Here is a 14,724-nt window from a genome sequence, read left to right on the forward strand (position 1 = left end):
TGTGAAGCCGATGGCAGGACGCTCTCCATTATCGCCCATCGCCTGTCCGATGGATGGCCGACGGCGCGCAAACGCGGCGGTGACCGCCGAGCTCATTGGTCCTGGGCAGTGAAGTTGAAGGTCAGATTGCGCGCGAACACGGTCTCGAAGCCGCGGTAGGGCAACGGCTGCGCACGCAGCACCGCGGCCTCGATCGAGCGGCGCCCGGCCTCGTCGTAGGGGCAGTCGGGGCTGACCTTGGCCTGCATGACCTGGCCACCGGGAATCTGCGTGATCGAGATCTTGCACTTCTGCCCCAGCGGCACCGAGTCCGGGCGCACCCACTGGCTCAGCACGGCCTGCTGGATCGCCGCGGCGTACTTGGCCTGCAAATCGGTATTGGTGCCGTTCTGGCCCGGCGCCTGCTGCGGCGTGGTGGCCGCGGCCGCGGATGCCTTCTTCGCGTTCAAGTCGGCGATCTGCTGCAGCTTCTGCTGGGCCAGTTGCGCCTCCCGCTCCAGCTTCTCGCGCTGCTTGCGGATGTCGGCGATCTTCTTCTGCCGCTCTTCTTCCTGCTGCGCGGCCAGGCGCTGCTTCTGCTCGGCCTCCTGCTGACGCTTCTGCTCGGTCAGGTCGATCTGTTCCTGGCGGCGCTTGGCCTCCTGCTCCTGCTTCTCCTTTTCCTGGGAGATCGCGGTGCGGGTGGCGCGGTCCTGGTCGACCTTGTCGGGCACCGGGACGAAGTCCTGCGCCTTCTGCTGCTGCGGGGTCGGCGCCTGCTGCGGCTTGGGCGTGGGCAGCGGCTGCGGCGGCGGCACCGTGTCTTCCTCGGCGACATCCTTGACCGGTTCGGGCAGCGGCTCGGGCAAGGGCTTGGGCGCGTCCTTCACCGCCTTCTGCGCCGAGCGCACGTCGGCGGCCGAGACCACCAGCGAGGCCTCGACCATCGGCGAACCGGCGGCGGGTTCGACCTGGCGCACCGGCGACCACCACCAGGCCAGGAAGAACAGCAGCGCGATCAGCACATGCACCAGCAACGCCAGGGTGACCCCGAGGATCAGGCCCTTGTCGTCGCCGCGCTGCTGCGGCGGGCGGAAATCGGCTTCAGCGTGCATTGTTTCCGGGCTGACTCATCAGGCCGACCTTGGGCACGCCGGCCTGCTGCAGCATGACCATGGTGTCCATGACCAGTTGGTAGTTGGAGCTGCCGGGCGCGGCGACGAACACCGGCACGTCCTTGTTCTGGCCGACGAAGGCCTGGATCTTCGCCTTCAGTTCCGGCGCGGCGATCTTCTCCGGCTTGCCGTCCTGCAGGGTCAGGGTGTAGCGGCCTTCGGCATCGACGGTGACGATCACCGGGTCCTTCTTGCTCTCCACCGAGCGCGCAGTGGAATCGGGCAGGTCCACGTCCACGCTCAGGCTGAGCAAGGGCGCGGTGACCATGAAGATGATCAGCAGCACCAGCATCACGTCGATGTACGGCACGACGTTGATCTCGGACTTGAGCTTGCGGCGCTTGCGGCGGGAAATGGCGGCAGTCATGCGGGAATCCTGGGAGTCGTGGGCAGGCGGGCGACGCTCAGTCGCCGCTGGCCTGGCGCTGCAGGATGGAGCTGAACTCTTCGGAGAAGGTCTCGAAGCGCACGGCCAGGCGCTCGACCCGGGTGGTGAAGCGGTTGTAGGCCCACACCGCCGGGATCGCCACGAACAGGCCGATGGCGGTGGCGAACAGCGCCTCGGAGATGCCCGGCGCGACCGCGGCGATGCCCGCCTGCTGGCCGCTATTGATCATGTCGTGCATGGTCACCATGATGCCGAACACGGTGCCGACCAGGCCCACGTAGGGCGCGGTGGAGCCGATGTTGGCGAGCAGTTCCAGGTTGCGCTCCAGGCGGTCCACTTCGCGCGCATAGGTGGCGCGCATCGCCCGCTGCGCGCCTTCCAGCTGGATGCGCGCATCGAGCCGGCGCTTGTCGCGCAGGCGGGTGAATTCGCGGAACCCGGCCTCGAAGATCGCCTCCAGCCCGCCGACCACGCGATTGCGGTCGGTGGCGCCGGCGTAGAGCTTGCTCAGGTCGGTGCCGGACCAGAAGCGGTTTTCGAAGTCGTCGGCCTCGCGGTTGGCGTTCTTGAACACCTTGCCCTTGCGGAAGATGATGACCCAACTGATCAGCGAGCCGAGCAGCAGCAGCAGCACGATCACCTTGACCGGCAGGCTGGCCTTGACCATCAGGTCCAGGTAGTTGATGCCGCCGTGGGCGGCGGTGCTGGCGACGGCCTGGGTGGCGGTCTGGGTCACGTCCTGCGGCAGCGCCTCCACCACCGTGTCCTGCAGGGCCAGGAGCAATGCGATCATCCGTCGTTCCTCAGTAATTCGGCTTCAGTGATTTCAAGAACTTTCAATGCATCGTGCAGCGCGTCGTCCATGCCGCGCGGGCGGAAGCTGCCGGCGCTGAGCGCCGCCACCCGCACCTGCGCGCGCAACAGCAGCTCCCCGTCGTCGCGGCGGATCGACTGCGCGAACACCAGGCTGGCGCGCTTGCAGTGCGACAGCGCGACGCCGACCTGCAGGGAATCGTCCAGGCGTGCCGGGCGCAGGAAGTCGAGCTGCATCGCGCGCACCGCGAACACCAGATCGTGTTGCAGGCGCAGACGCTCCTGACCATACCCCAGTGCCCGCAACCACTCCGTGCGCGCCCGCTCCAGGAAGGCCACGTAGCGCGCGTGGTAGACCACGCCACCGGCGTCGGTATCTTCCCAGTAGACGCGTGTCGGCCAACTGAATAGACGCGGGGATTGGGGATTCGGGAATGGGGATTCGCCGGACGGCGGCGTATTCGGGTCGATCGCGGTCAAAACAGCGCTCCTGTATCCCCAATCCCCAATCCCGAATCCCGCTTGGGCTGCAAGCCCAGGTGCAGATAGGCCTTGTTGGTCGCCATGCGGCCGCGGGCGGTGCGGATCAGGTAGCCCTGCTGGATCAGGTAGGGCTCGATCACGTCCTCCAGGGTGCCGCGCTCCTCCGACAGCGAGGCGGCCAGCGACTCGACGCCGACCGGGCCGCCGTCGAAGTACTCGATGATGGTGCGCAGCATGCGCCGGTCCAGTTCGTCGAAGCCCTCGGCGTCGACCTTGAGCATCTGCGTGGCGGCCTGGGCCACCGCCAGGTCGATCTGCCCGCCGGCGCGGACCTGGGCGAAGTCACGGACCCGCCGCAGCAGGCGATTGGCGATGCGCGGGGTGCCGCGCGCGCGGCGCGCGATCTCGGCGCAGCCGTCGGCGTTGCAGGCGATGCCGAGGATGCTGGCGGAGCGGCGCACGATCTGCGCCAGCTCGTCCGGGGTGTAGAAGGCCAGGCGCTGGACGATGCCGAAGCGGTCGCGCAAGGGCGCGGTCAGCAGGCCGGCGCGGGTGGTGGCGCCGATCAGGGTGAACGGCGGCAGGTCGATCTTGATCGAGCGCGCGGCCGGGCCCTCGCCGATCATGATGTCGATCTGGAAGTCTTCCATCGCCGGATACAGCACTTCCTCGACCACCGGCGACAGGCGGTGGATCTCGTCGATGAACAGCACGTCGTGCGGCTGCAGGTTGGTCAGCAGCGCGGCCAGGTCGCCGGCCTTCTCGATCACCGGGCCGGAGGTGACCCGCAGGTTGACCCCCAACTCGTTGGCGATGACGTGGCTGAGCGTGGTCTTGCCCAGGCCCGGCGGCCCGAAGATCAGCACATGGTCCATCGCCTCCCCGCGCGCCTTGGCCGCCTCGATGTAGATCGACAGCTGCTCGCGCACCGGCTGCTGGCCGAGGTAGTCGTCCAGCCGCTTGGGGCGGATGCTGGCCTCGGCCGCCTCATCCTCGCGGGTGGCGCTGCTGGCGATGATGCGGTCCATTTAGAGCCGGGATTGGGGAGTGGGGATTCGGGATTGGTAGCGCAATAGTATCGGCTGCGAGACGGTCTCGGCGCCATGGCCTTGACCAATCCCGAATCCCGACTCCCCAATCCCGGCCGCCGCAGGCGGCCTCAGATCTCCACCTGCGCGCCCAGTTCCACCAGGCGGTTGCCGGGGATGCGGAAGAAGCCGGTGGCGGGGGCGGCGTTGCGGTGCATGACCGCGAACAGCTTGTCGCGCCAGATCGGCATGCCGCGGTTGGCGCTGGCCACGATGGTCTCGCGGCTGGCGAAATAGGTGGTGTCCATGGGGTCGAAGTAGATCCCGCCCTGGTCGCAGGAGCGCATCAGCGCCAGCGGCACGTCCGGGGTCTCCATGAAGCCGAAGCGCACGTAGACGCGGTAGAACTCGTCGCCGATCGCGTCGATCTTCAACCGCTGCCCGGCCGCCGCATACGGCACCTGCAGGGTCTCCACGGTCAGGAACACGTTGCGCTCGTGCAGCACCTTGTTGTGCTTGAGGTTGTGCATCAGCGCGTGCGGCACGACCATCGGGTCGGCGGTCAGGAACACCGCGGTGCCGGGCACGCGCACCGGCGGCGCCAGCATCAGCCCGGGCAGGAAGGTGTCGAGCTTGATGCCGTCCTTGCGGATCTCGTCGTGCAGCAGCTTGCGGCCGCGGCGCCAGGTGCGCATCAGGGTGAACAGGATCAGGCCCAGCAGCAGCGGGAACCAGGCGCCGTCCAGGAACTTGATGATGTTGGCGTAGAAGAACGCGCAGTCCACCGCCAGGAACACCAGCGCGAACAGCCACAGCAGCGGTGCCGGCACGCGCGGGTTGGCGCGCGCGTAGATCACCATCAGCACGGTGGTGATCAGCATGGTGCCGGTCACGGAGACGCCGTAGGCAGTGGCCAGCGAGGTGGAGTCGCCGAAGCCGATCACCGCCACCACCACCAGCGCCAGCAGGCACCAGTTCACCGCCGGCACGTAGATCTGGCCGATGGTGGAGTGCGAGGTGTGGCGGATGTGCATGCGCGGGATGTAGCCCAATTGCATGGCCTGGCTGGCCACCGAGTAGGCGCCGGTGATCAGCGCCTGCGAGGCGATCACCGTGGCCGCGGTGGCCAGCACGATCATCGGGTACAGCGCCCACTCCGGCACCGCCTCGTAGAACGGGTTGCTGACCGCGGCCGGGTCGCGCAGCACCAGCGCGCCCTGCCCCAGGTAGGTCAGGGTCAGCATCGGCAGCACCACGCACTGCCAGGAGCGGCGGATCGCCTTGGCGCCGAAATGGCCCATGTCCGCGTACAGTGCCTCGCCACCGGTCACCGCCAGCACCACCGCGCCGAGCACGAACACCGCGTGCCAGTTGTGTTCGGCGAAGAAGCGCACGCCCCACCAGGGGTTCAACGCATGCAGCACTTCCGGCGCGCGCGCCATGTTGTAGACGCCGATCGCGCCCAGCGCCACGAACCAGACCAGGGTGATCGGCCCGAACGCCTTGCCGACCCGCTCGGTGCCGTAGCGCTGGGCCATGAACAGCATCCCCAGCACCACCAGGGTGATCGGCACCACGAACGGCTCCAGCTTGGGCGCGGCCACCTCCAGGCCTTCCACCGCCGACAGCACCGAGATGGCCGGGGTGATGACGCCGTCGCCGAAGAACAGCGAGGCGCCGAAGATGCCGAGGATGCCGACCACGTACATCGAGCGCGAGCCACCCGGCAGGGTCCGCTGCGCCAGCGCGGTCAGCGCCATGATGCCGCCCTCGCCGTCGTTGTCGGCGCGCATGATCACGGTGACGTACTTGACCGTGACCACCAGCATCAGCGCCCAGAACACCAGCGACAGGATGCCCAGCACGGTGTCGTGGTCCGGGGTCAGCCCGTAGTGCGGCGAGAACGCCTCCTTGAGCGTGTACAGCGGACTGGTGCCGATGTCGCCGAAGACCACGCCGATGGCGGTCAGCATCACCCCCAGGCCCGTTTTGGCATGCGGATCGTGGCTGCCCGGGCGGGCGGCGGAACTGGAGGAGCTGGACATGGTGGGAAGAGTAGCGCCAGAACGTGAAGAAAGAGCGGGGGAAGCCGGGCCGACCGGGCGGTCAGCGCAGCGCCGCCTGCAGGGCCTTGCGGATCACCGTGGCGACCTCGTCGCCGTCGGCGGCGGCGTCGCGCGCCATCTTCGCCGCCTCGGCCGGCTTGTAGCCGAGCTGCTGCAGCGCCACCGTGGCCTCGGACACCGCGTCGGTGCCCAGTTGCCCGGTGACCGGCGCGCCGCCGCTGAAGTCGGCCGCGCGGTCGCGCAGCTCCACCACCATGCGCTCGGCGGTCTTCTTGCCGATGCCGGGGATGCGGGTCAGCGCGGTGACGTCGGCGGCGGTGATCAGCCGCGCGAATTCATCCACGCTGACCCCGGACAGCACCGCCAGCGCGATCTTCGCGCCGATGCCGCTGACCCGCTGCACGTCGCGGAACAGGCGCCGCTCGCCCTCGCGCAGGAAGCCGTACAGCGACACGCTGTCCTCCTTCTGCGCATAGTGGGTGAACAGGATGACGTCGCGGCCGACGTCGGGCAGGTCGTAGAAGGTGCTCATCGGCGCCTCCAGCTCATACCCCACCCCACCCACGTCGATCACCAGCCACGGCGGCTGCTTGTAGGCCAGGATCCCGCGCAGACGGCCGATCATTGGGCGCCTCGTGCGAGGAGCCGGGATTGGGGATTGGGGATTGGGGATTCGCCAAAGCGGGGCCGGCGCGCACGCGCGCGGCTGTTGCCAATCCCCAATCCCGAATCCCGAATCCCAGCTCCACTCATTTTCTACTCCACGCCTGCTGCGTGCTGACGCCCAGGCGCTGCGCGGTGGCGCGCACGTGGGCATGGGTGATGGCGACGGCCAGTGCGTCGGCGGCGTCGGCCTGAAGTTTGCCGGTCAGGCTCAGCATGAGACCGACCATGTGTTGCACTTGTTGCTTCTCCGCCGCGCCCTTGCCGACCACGGCGAGCTTGATCTCCTTGGCGGCGTACTCGTGCACCGGCAGTTCGCGCAGCACCGCCGCGCAGATCGCCGCGCCGCGGGCATGGCCGAGCTTCAGCGCCGCGTCGGCGCTCTTGCCCATGAACACCCGCTCGATCGCCACTTCATGCGGCCGGTATTCCTCGATCAGCGCGTCCAGCCCGTGCAGCAGGCGCTTGAGCCGCAGGGCGAAATCGCCCTCACCCAGCAACACCAGCGGCGCATGGTGCACGTGCCGGGTACGGCCGGCCGCATCCACGTCGATGATGCCCACGCCGGTGCGCTGCGAGCCGGGGTCGATGCCGAGGATGCGGGTGGAGCCGGGATTGGGGATTCGGGAATCGGGAATCGGGAAAGCAGCGCCCGTGCGGGCAGAGATGCCCGTGGCAGCCATCGACGTCTGCGATGCCTCCGGTGCCGGCACGGCGTTCTTCCGGGTTCCGGGTGTTGGGCCCCGGGCCCCGGCGGTCATGGTCTCAGCCCCCGTCACTCAGCGCGGCCTGGTCCACGTTGGAATAGACGTTCTGCACGTCGTCCAGGTCTTCCAGCATGTCCAGCAGCTTGCGCACCTGCACTGCGGTGTCGCCGTCCACGGCGATGTCGTTGTCGGCGCGGAAGGTGATTTCGGCGTGGTCGGCAGCCAGGCCGGCCGCGTCCATGGCGTCCTTGACCGCCTGGAACGCCTCCGGTGCGGTCAGCACGTCGATCGCGCCGTCCTCGGGGTAGACCACGATGTCGTCGGCACCGGCCTCGATCGCCGCCTCGGTGATCTTCTCCTCATCGGCGCCGGCGGCGAAGCTGAGCACGCCCAGGCGCTTGAACATGAAGGCCACCGAGCCGTCGGTGCCCATGTTGCCGCCGCACTTGCTGAAGGCGTGACGCACGTCGGCCACGGTGCGCACGCGATTGTCGGTCAGGCAGTCGACGATCACTGCGACGCCGCCCGGGGCATAGCCCTCGTAGCGCACTTCCTCGTACTCCACGCCTTCCAGTTCGCCGGTGGCCTTCTTGATCGCGCGCTCGATCACGTCCTTGGACATGTTGGAGGCCAGCCCCTTGTCCATCGCCACGCGCAGCCGCGGGTTGTTGGACGGATCGCCGCCGCCGGCGCGCGCGGCGACGCCGATCTCGCGGATGATCTTGGTGAAAATCTTGCCGCGCTTCGCATCGGATGCGTTCTTGCGGGCTTCGATCGAGGGGCCTCTACCCATGGGGCGTTCCGGACGGTTGTAAGGACAAGGCGCGGATTTTACCTGATGCAGCGCACATCCCGCGGCCCAGGCGGGCCGACGACGGACCGGGGCACGTGGCGCGCATGCGTCCCGCGTTCCGCTGGCGCCTACCGCTCGGGTGCGCGCCGGCCCGTGGTGGCCGTCAAGTCTTGGCGGGCTGTCTACCCCGGCGCGCGGACTGCCGCCAAGACTGTAGCGCCCCACTGGGAGGCTGAACGCGCCGGTCGCGCCAGCGTTCCATCGCATCGAAGGAGATCCCCCATGTCCTGCAGCACGTCCCTCGCCCACCCGTTCCTGTCGCTGGCCCTGCGCTGCCTGGGCCTGGCCGCCCTCGCCGCCCCGGGCCTTGCCAGCGCCCAGACCGATGCCTTCCGGGGGCGCTACAGCGCCGGCGTCACCACCTATGCGATCAGCGGCCAGGAGCCCCGCGCGGCCGGCAAGTACCCGGTGTACGTGCATATCGGCGGCACCGGCGAGAACTACCAGAGCAATTGGGCGATGGCCGCGGTGAACGCCGCCGCGGCCAAGGGCTTCGTGGCCGCCTCGGTGGAGTACGACAACGCCAGCTTCGGCAGCTGCGGCGTCATCGGCAACCGCGCCAAGGCCATCTTCGATGCGCAGAATCTCAACAGCGCCATCGCCCAGCTCTGCGCCCGCGACAAGGCCGACTGCTCCAAGGGCGTGGTGACCGGCGGGCTCAGCCAGGGCTCGATCATCTCGGTGCTGGCGCACGACTACGATCCCCGGGTCGCCGCCTCGTTCGGCCAGGGCACCGGTGCGACCTACACCGCCTACTACAACCTGGCGTCGTGCATCGCCGACGGCAACCACTCGCTGCCGTCCGATCGCCTGCGCATCATCAACGGCGAGCGCGACATGTTCGTCGGCGGCACCGAGAACATCGCCCGCACGCAGGCGCAACTGGTCACCGGCCTGCGCTGCGACGGGCAGCAGTCGTGCTTCCGCAGCAACGGCAGCGGCTGGTACGTCGTCAAGGATCGCGAGGTGCAGGACCTCTACGCCGACCACTGCTTCATGGGCTTCGGCGGCTATCCGGGCACCCAGTGCGCGGGCGTGCTGGTCGACGGCAACTACCGCAGCGGCACCGCCGCCTGGGCGCTCAACCCCACGCTGGACTGGTTGAAGACCTTCGTGACGCCGTAAGGGGCGTCATTGCCACTACGCCGGCGCCAGGCGGTCGCGGTGGATCGCAATGCGGCGCGACCGGCGCCGCGGCGCATTGGGTTCTGCCAGGCGCCGGCTCAGGCGGCGAAGCGGCCGTCGCGCAGGAACGCCGCGGTCTGCCGCGCGGCCTCCACCGAGAACAGCAGGCCGCTGTGGCTGGCGCGGACCTGGCAGTGATCGCCCAGGCCAGGCACGCGGGTCTCGGCCAGCGCCACGCTGCCGTCGGACGCCGGCCCGAGCGCGGCAAAGCGCGCGCCGAGGCCGCGGGCCACCGTGCCGGCGATCATGCCGACCTCGGCCGCCCCGTCCCAACGCGCCACGCCCCGCTGCAACAGCGCCGCACTGCGGCCCAGCGCCCGCCCGAGCCGCCGTTGCGCCAGGGCGCGCGCAGCGGCACTGCCGGCCAAGGGGCTGCCCAGGCACACCACCCGGGTCACCGGCAGCGCCGGCGCCTGCTGCAAGGCCTGCAACGCAATCAGGCCGCCGAGACTATGCCCAACCAACGCCACCGGACCGGCGTCGGCCATACGTTCGATGCGGACGTGCAGCCGTGGAAGCGCGGCTTCGGCACCGCCGAAGGCGGTCGAATAGCCGAAGCTGGCGACGCGCCAGCCCTCGTGGCGCAGGCGCAGCGCCAGCGGCAGCAGCCACGGCCGCGCGTTCCAGATGCCATGCAGCAACAGCACCTGCGGCGCGGCGGCCATGCGCGGCTCAGCCGCAGGTGGTGCGGACGATGTGATTGCTGCCATCCAGGAACACGTTGAGCCGGTCCAGGCGCAGGTCGCGGGTCACCGCCTGGCCCGGCGCGATCGGCCGCACCACGCCGGCCCCGCTCTCCTTCCAGACCCGGCTCATGGTTGCCTGGGTGGCCTCCTGGCCCACCGCCCAGGCCACGGCCTCGACGTTGCAGCGGCCATCGCCTTGCACGCTCGGCCCGCCACTGGCCGGCTGCAACTTGGCCGGTGGCGCGCACGCGGCCAGCAGCGGCAACACGGCGGCGATTCCCATCCACGGTCGGAACATGGCGCGCTCTCCTTCAGGCTGGACAGGCCAGCACTGTAGCGCGCGCTCGTTGCCGCTGTGTCGACGCGGCATGCCCGGACGACGTCCGGTTGCAGGCGTCAGGCCGCGCGTGACGGCCGGCGCAGGATGAATTCGAGATCGCGCACCTGCCCCACCGGGAACTCGTAGGTGCCGACCTTCTCGAAGCCGTAGCGCGCGTAGAAGCGCTGCGCGCCCAAGTTTTCCGACCACACGCCGACCCACAGCGTGCGCGGGCCGTTGCGCTCCAGCCAGGCCAGGGCGGTGTCGAACAAGCGACCGCCCCAGCCGCCGTTCTGGTGCGCGCGCAGCAGGTACAGCCGTTTCAGTTCGCCATCGCCAGGCGTCACCTCGGCATGCGGCAGACCGCAGGGGCCGGCGGCGGCGTGTCCCACCACCTCGCCGTCATGCTCGACCAGCCAGATCGCGTAGTCCGGATGCGCCAGCACCACCTGCGCGCGCTCGATCGAATAGGCTTCGTCGAGGAAGGCCTGCAGATCCTGCGCAGGGTAAAGATGGCCGAAGGTTTCGCAGAACGTGGCCGTGGCGATGCGGGTCACCGCCGCGGCATCGTCCGGCGTGGCGCGACGAATCAGCACGGCTCAGCGCGCCGGGTGCGCGGCGTCGGCATCGGCCTCTTCGCCGTCGTCCTCGTCCTCGTCCTCGTCCTCGTCGTCGCCTTCTTCCTCGTCCTCGCCCTCTTCTTCCTCGTCGTCTTCCTCGTACTCGTAGTCGTCCTCGCCGAAGTCTTCGCCGTCCCAACGGCCTTCCGGATCCGGCACGAACGCCAGCGGCGCGTTGGCGCCGCTGCCGGCGCGCACCAGCCAGCCGCCGAACACGCGCGCGCGCTGGGTGACGATGGCCTCCACTGCGCCCTCGTTGCCGAGGGTTTCCCACTCCAGATTGAATGCGGTCTCGCTCATGTGTCGGCCTGCGCTACGGTTGGAAGAAAGGGATCACTGCGCCTGCGGGCGCACCTGCACGTGCACTTCGGCCAGCTGCGCGTCGGCGATCGGCGACGGTGCGTCGGTCATCAGATCCTGCGCGCCGGTGGTCTTGGGGAACGGGATCACGTCGCGGATCGATTCGGTGCCGGCCATCAGCGCGGCGATGCGGTCGATGCCGAAGGCGATGCCGCCGTGCGGCGGCGCGCCGTAGTTCAGCGCGTCCAGCAGGAAGCCGAACTTGGCGCGCGCTTCCTCGGCACCGATGCCGAGCAGCTCGAACACTGCGCTCTGCATGTCCGGGCGGTGGATACGGATCGAACCGCCGCCGATCTCGTTGCCGTTGAGCACCATGTCGTAGCCGCGCGACACCGCGGTCTTGGCGTGGGTGCGCAGCTCGGCGATGTCGTCCACGGCCGGCGCAGTGAACGGATGATGCAGGGCGACGTAGCGCTGCGCCTCCTCGTCCCACTCGAACATCGGGAAATCGGTGACCCACAGCGGACGCCAGCCGTCGGCGACCAGATTGAAGTCCTTGCCGGCCTTCAGGCGCAGCGCGCCCATGAAGTCGGAGACCTTGCCGTAGGCGCCGGCGCCGAAGAACACGATGTCGCCGTTGCCGGCGCCGACGTGGGCGAGCAGCGCGGCGAACGCGGCCTCGCCGAAGAACTTCTGGATCGGCGAGCTGATCTCGCCGCTGTCGGCGATCTTGACGTAGGCCAGGCCCTTGGCGCCGTACTTGGCGGCGTGCGCGGCGTATTCGTCGATCTGCTTGCGCGAGAGGCTGGCGCCGCCGGGGATGCGCAGCGCGGCGACGCGGCCGTCCGGGTCGCCCGCGGCGTTGCTGAACACCGCGAAGTCGCTGTCCTTGACCAGTTCGGCGACGTCGGTCAGTTCCAGCGCGATGCGCAGGTCCGGCTTGTCCGAGCCGTAGCGGCGCATGGCCTCGGCCCAGGTCATGCGCGGGAATTCGGCGGCCAGTTCGACATCGACCACTTCCTTGAAGATGGCGCGGACCATCGCCTCGACGAAGTCCTGCACGTCGCGCTCGCGCACGAAGGCGAACTCCATGTCGAGCTGGGTGAACTCGAGCTGGCGGTCGGCGCGCAACGCCTCGTCGCGGAAGCAGCGCGCGATCTGGTAGTAGCGGTCGAAGCCGGCCACCATCAGGATCTGCTTGAACAGCTGCGGCGACTGCGGCAGCGCGTAGAACTCGCCCGGGTGCATGCGCGCCGGCACCAGGAAGTCGCGCGCGCCTTCCGGGGTGGCCTTGGTCAGGATCGGGGTCTCGATGTCCTGGAAGCCGCGTTCGTCCAGGTAGCGGCGCAGCGCCTGCACCAGCTTGATGCGGGTGCGCTGCATGCGCTGCATCTCCGGGCGGCGCAGATCCAGATACCGGTACTTCAGGCGGGTTTCCTCGCCCGGGTTCTCGTGCGCGTGGAACGGCAGCGGCGCGGCCTTGTTGAGCACGGTGATGGCCGTGGCGATCACCTCGACCTTGCCGCTGCGCAGCTTGTCGTTGACCGCATGCCGCGCGCGCACCTCGCCCTCGACCTGCAGCACGTCCTCGTAGCCGAGGCTGGCGGCGACCTTGAACACCTCGGCGTTCTCCGGCTCCACCATCACCTGCACGATGCCTTCGTGGTCGCGCAGGTCGATGAAGCACACGCCGCCGAGGTTGCGGGCCACGTCGGTCCAGCCGGCCAGGGTGACGGTTTGGCCGATCAGGGTCTCGTCGACCAGGCCGCAGAAGTGGGTACGCATCGCTAGCTCCAAACAGGGGGCGGCCGGCGCAGAAGGCGCCGGCAAGCCCGGTATTCTGCGGCGGCGCGTCGGCCCGGGCAAATCGCGCATGACTCATCCTGGCTTAAGTTGGCCTGCGGCTATAGTCCGCGCACCATTCACGGGGAGGAGAGAACCCATGTTGAAGCCCCTTGGCACCTGGCTGGTGATCGCCGCGCTGGCCCTGGCCAGCGCCCCGGCCGCGGCCCAGAGCGCCCGCGCCTATGCCCCGCAGGACCTGCGGCAACTGTCGGTCCCCGGCCGGGTCCGGGTGATCGAACGCGAGTACGCCGACCAGTCGCGCGGCCGGCAGATCCCCGACGACCAGCTCGAGTTCTATCTGGACCAGATCGACCGCGGCTGGAGTTTCGGCAACATCCAGCAGGACATCGCCACCTCGCTGCGCGGCAGCGGCGGCGGCTGGCGGCAGGAACCGGGCTTCGACGGCCGCACCGTCGCCTGTTCCAGCAACGACCGCCGCCGCCAACAGTGCGCGACCCCGTTCCGCGGGCCCGCCCGCTTGGTCGGCACCCTCTCCGACTCGCCCTGTATCGAAGGCCGCACCTGGGGCTCGGCGCCCGGCGTGGTGTGGGTGGACCAGGGCTGCCGCGGCCGTTTCGTCGAAGGCCGCGGCGCTCCGGGCGGCAACTGGGGCGGTGGTGGCGGTGGCGGCGTGGCCGGCACCGTGCGCTGCGAAAGCCAGGACCAGCGCCAGCGCATCTGCCCGACCGGCTGGCGCAATGCCATGCTGGTGCGACAGCTATCTGACACCCGCTGCATCGAAGGCCGCACCTGGGGCTCGCGCGATGGCGCGGTGTGGGTCGACGACGGCTGCCGCGGCGAGTTCGCCGAGGGCCGCGGCGGTGGCGGCTGGGGACCGGGCCGGCCGCCGCTGGACAACGGCTACACGGTGACCTGCAGCAGCGACGACAAGCGCCTGCGCACCTGCGCCTGGGACCGCCGCCAGGGCCGCCCGGTGCTGATCGAACAACTGTCCGGCACCACCTGCGCGGAAGGCCGCAGCTGGGGCTACGAAGGCAATACGGTGTGGGTCAACGGCGGATGCCGGGCGCGCTTCGGCGCGCGCTGAGCGAAGACACACGGGCCGCGTGGCGGCTGCGCGGCCCGATGCATGGCTACAGGCCGATTTTTAGGGCGGCGCTTGCCGTTCTTTTGGATTAGCCGCGACCCGGTAATCCACGGTCGCCGCTGAAGCGGCTCCTACGACAGGCCGCGCGCTTGCGCGACCTGGCGAGGCTCAGGTGGCCGCAGGCTTGGCTGCGGCGGGCGCCGCGGCAGGCGTGGCCGCCGCAGCAGGCTTGGCCGGCGCGTCGGACGTCGCAGCGGCGGGCGCGGGCTTGCTGTCCCCGCTGCTGCCGGGGCTGCCCGACTCGGCAAGGTTGCGCTTCTTGTCGCCGTCCTTCTTGAAGTCGGTCTCGTACCAGCCGCTGCCGGACAGGCGGAACGCCGGCGCGGTGAGTTGGCGCTTGACCGCCGGGGCGGAACAGGCCGGACAGGTCTCCGGATCGGGATCGGACAGTTTCTGCAGGCGGTCGAAGCTGTGACCGCATGCGGCACATTGGAAAGCGTAGATCGGCATGGCGGCAAAAACGCGAGAGCAACGGAGGCGGCCAGTATGGGGGCCGCACGCCGGCT

General features: G+C 69.5%; 17 protein-coding genes. 2 read left to right on the forward strand and 15 right to left on the reverse strand.

Going from position 1 to position 14,724, the window contains the following annotated elements; all coding sequences use genetic code 11:
* Positions 1-92: 92 nt before the first annotated feature.
* The 9 genes from tolA to RAB71_RS15635 all read right to left on the reverse strand — a co-directional run bounded on the left by tolA (position 93) and on the right by RAB71_RS15635 (position 8,095).
* Complete coding sequence (tolA, locus tag RAB71_RS15595; RefSeq protein ID WP_010344311.1) at positions 93-1,094, reverse strand: cell envelope integrity protein TolA; 1,002 nt, start codon at positions 1,092-1,094, stop codon at positions 93-95.
* Entirely contained in the window at positions 1,084-1,521 is a 438-nt protein-coding gene (tolR, locus tag RAB71_RS15600; protein ID WP_010344312.1) for a protein TolR, read from the reverse strand. Before tolR ends, tolA begins: the two co-directional genes overlap by 11 nt.
* 37 nt (positions 1,522-1,558) lie before the next feature.
* A complete protein-coding gene (gene tolQ, locus RAB71_RS15605) occupies positions 1,559-2,335 on the reverse strand; it encodes a protein TolQ (protein ID WP_010344313.1) in 777 nt (258 codons plus the stop codon).
* Positions 2,332-2,826, reverse strand: a complete 495-nt coding sequence (gene ybgC, locus RAB71_RS15610; protein ID WP_040902314.1) for a tol-pal system-associated acyl-CoA thioesterase — start codon at positions 2,824-2,826, stop codon at positions 2,332-2,334. Before ybgC ends, tolQ begins: the two co-directional genes overlap by 4 nt.
* A 5-nt stretch (positions 2,827-2,831) precedes the next feature.
* Positions 2,832-3,866: a Holliday junction branch migration DNA helicase RuvB gene (gene ruvB / locus RAB71_RS15615; protein ID WP_010344315.1), complete on the reverse strand. Its 1,035-nt coding sequence runs from the start codon at positions 3,864-3,866 to the stop codon at positions 2,832-2,834.
* A gap of 131 nt (positions 3,867-3,997) precedes the next feature.
* Positions 3,998-5,839, reverse strand: a complete 1,842-nt coding sequence (locus tag RAB71_RS15620) for a potassium transporter Kup (RefSeq protein WP_234006659.1) — start codon at positions 5,837-5,839, stop codon at positions 3,998-4,000.
* Positions 5,840-5,972: 133 nt separating this feature from the next.
* The gene (gene ruvA / locus RAB71_RS15625; RefSeq protein WP_010344317.1) at positions 5,973-6,557 is read right to left on the reverse strand and encodes a Holliday junction branch migration protein RuvA; all 585 of its coding nucleotides are present in this window, start codon (positions 6,555-6,557) and stop codon (positions 5,973-5,975) included.
* A gap of 124 nt (positions 6,558-6,681) precedes the next feature.
* Entirely contained in the window at positions 6,682-7,278 is a 597-nt protein-coding gene (gene ruvC / locus RAB71_RS15630; protein ID WP_010344318.1) for a crossover junction endodeoxyribonuclease RuvC, read from the reverse strand.
* A gap of 82 nt (positions 7,279-7,360) precedes the next feature.
* Positions 7,361-8,095: a YebC/PmpR family DNA-binding transcriptional regulator gene (locus RAB71_RS15635; RefSeq protein ID WP_010344319.1), complete on the reverse strand. Its 735-nt coding sequence runs from the start codon at positions 8,093-8,095 to the stop codon at positions 7,361-7,363.
* 282 nt (positions 8,096-8,377) lie between these two features.
* Between RAB71_RS15635 and RAB71_RS15640 the strand changes: the two genes are divergently transcribed.
* On the forward strand, positions 8,378-9,280 hold the full coding sequence (locus tag RAB71_RS15640) for a hypothetical protein (protein WP_010344320.1): 903 nt from the start codon (positions 8,378-8,380) through the stop codon (positions 9,278-9,280).
* Positions 9,281-9,378: 98 nt separating this feature from the next.
* On the opposite strand, the gene RAB71_RS15645 is transcribed toward RAB71_RS15640, so the two are convergent.
* The 5 genes from RAB71_RS15645 to aspS form a co-directional block, all read right to left on the reverse strand.
* The gene (locus RAB71_RS15645; protein WP_010344321.1) at positions 9,379-10,005 is read right to left on the reverse strand and encodes a triacylglycerol lipase; all 627 of its coding nucleotides are present in this window, start codon (positions 10,003-10,005) and stop codon (positions 9,379-9,381) included.
* 7 nt (positions 10,006-10,012) lie between these two features.
* Positions 10,013-10,324 carry an I78 family peptidase inhibitor gene (locus RAB71_RS15650; protein WP_010344322.1) on the reverse strand — a complete coding sequence of 104 codons (312 nt, stop codon included), beginning with the start codon at positions 10,322-10,324 and terminating at the stop codon, positions 10,013-10,015.
* A 98-nt stretch (positions 10,325-10,422) separates the two neighbouring features.
* On the reverse strand, positions 10,423-10,941 hold the full coding sequence (locus tag RAB71_RS15655; protein ID WP_010344323.1) for a GNAT family N-acetyltransferase: 519 nt from the start codon (positions 10,939-10,941) through the stop codon (positions 10,423-10,425).
* Positions 10,942-10,944: 3 nt separating this feature from the next.
* On the reverse strand, positions 10,945-11,265 hold the full coding sequence (locus RAB71_RS15660; RefSeq protein WP_010344324.1) for a hypothetical protein: 321 nt from the start codon (positions 11,263-11,265) through the stop codon (positions 10,945-10,947).
* A 33-nt stretch (positions 11,266-11,298) separates the two neighbouring features.
* Positions 11,299-13,050 carry an aspartate--tRNA ligase gene (aspS, locus tag RAB71_RS15665; protein WP_010344325.1) on the reverse strand — a complete coding sequence of 584 codons (1,752 nt, stop codon included), beginning with the start codon at positions 13,048-13,050 and terminating at the stop codon, positions 11,299-11,301.
* Positions 13,051-13,207: 157 nt separating this feature from the next.
* Between aspS and RAB71_RS15670 the strand changes: the two genes are divergently transcribed.
* A complete protein-coding gene (locus tag RAB71_RS15670) occupies positions 13,208-14,158 on the forward strand; it encodes a DUF3011 domain-containing protein (protein WP_010344326.1) in 951 nt (316 codons plus the stop codon).
* A 168-nt stretch (positions 14,159-14,326) separates the two neighbouring features.
* On the opposite strand, the gene RAB71_RS15675 is transcribed toward RAB71_RS15670, so the two are convergent.
* Positions 14,327-14,668 carry an FmdB family zinc ribbon protein gene (locus RAB71_RS15675; protein WP_010344327.1) on the reverse strand — a complete coding sequence of 114 codons (342 nt, stop codon included), beginning with the start codon at positions 14,666-14,668 and terminating at the stop codon, positions 14,327-14,329.
* Positions 14,669-14,724 lie beyond the last annotated feature (56 nt).

Origin of the sequence: Xanthomonas sacchari, from assembly GCF_040529065.1 — a bacterium.
Classification (GTDB): Bacteria; Pseudomonadota; Gammaproteobacteria; order Xanthomonadales; family Xanthomonadaceae; genus Xanthomonas_A; species Xanthomonas_A sacchari.

Bases quoted from the DNA above. Each gene is read 5' to 3' on its own strand.
- RAB71_RS15620 (WP_234006659.1), bottom strand. From the start codon at position 5,839: ATGCTGACCGCCATCGGCGTGGTCTTCGGCGACATCGGCACCAGTCCG.
- RAB71_RS15660 (WP_010344324.1), bottom strand. From the start codon at position 11,265: ATGAGCGAGACCGCATTCAATCTGGAGTGGGAAACCCTCGGCAACGAG.
- RAB71_RS15645 (WP_010344321.1), bottom strand. From the start codon at position 10,005: ATGGCCGCCGCGCCGCAGGTGCTGTTGCTGCATGGCATCTGGAACGCG.
- RAB71_RS15635 (WP_010344319.1), bottom strand. From the start codon at position 8,095: ATGGGTAGAGGCCCCTCGATCGAAGCCCGCAAGAACGCATCCGATGCG.
- RAB71_RS15640 (WP_010344320.1), top strand. From the start codon at position 8,378: ATGTCCTGCAGCACGTCCCTCGCCCACCCGTTCCTGTCGCTGGCCCTG.
- tolQ (WP_010344313.1), bottom strand. From the start codon at position 2,335: ATGATCGCATTGCTCCTGGCCCTGCAGGACACGGTGGTGGAGGCGCTG.
- aspS (WP_010344325.1), bottom strand. From the start codon at position 13,050: ATGCGTACCCACTTCTGCGGCCTGGTCGACGAGACCCTGATCGGCCAA.
- RAB71_RS15650 (WP_010344322.1), bottom strand. From the start codon at position 10,324: ATGTTCCGACCGTGGATGGGAATCGCCGCCGTGTTGCCGCTGCTGGCC.
- ruvB (WP_010344315.1), bottom strand. From the start codon at position 3,866: ATGGACCGCATCATCGCCAGCAGCGCCACCCGCGAGGATGAGGCGGCC.
- RAB71_RS15675 (WP_010344327.1), bottom strand. From the start codon at position 14,668: ATGCCGATCTACGCTTTCCAATGTGCCGCATGCGGTCACAGCTTCGAC.
- tolR (WP_010344312.1), bottom strand. From the start codon at position 1,521: ATGACTGCCGCCATTTCCCGCCGCAAGCGCCGCAAGCTCAAGTCCGAG.
- ruvA (WP_010344317.1), bottom strand. From the start codon at position 6,557: ATGATCGGCCGTCTGCGCGGGATCCTGGCCTACAAGCAGCCGCCGTGG.
- ruvC (WP_010344318.1), bottom strand. From the start codon at position 7,278: ATGGCTGCCACGGGCATCTCTGCCCGCACGGGCGCTGCTTTCCCGATT.
- RAB71_RS15670 (WP_010344326.1), top strand. From the start codon at position 13,208: ATGTTGAAGCCCCTTGGCACCTGGCTGGTGATCGCCGCGCTGGCCCTG.
- tolA (WP_010344311.1), bottom strand. From the start codon at position 1,094: ATGCACGCTGAAGCCGATTTCCGCCCGCCGCAGCAGCGCGGCGACGAC.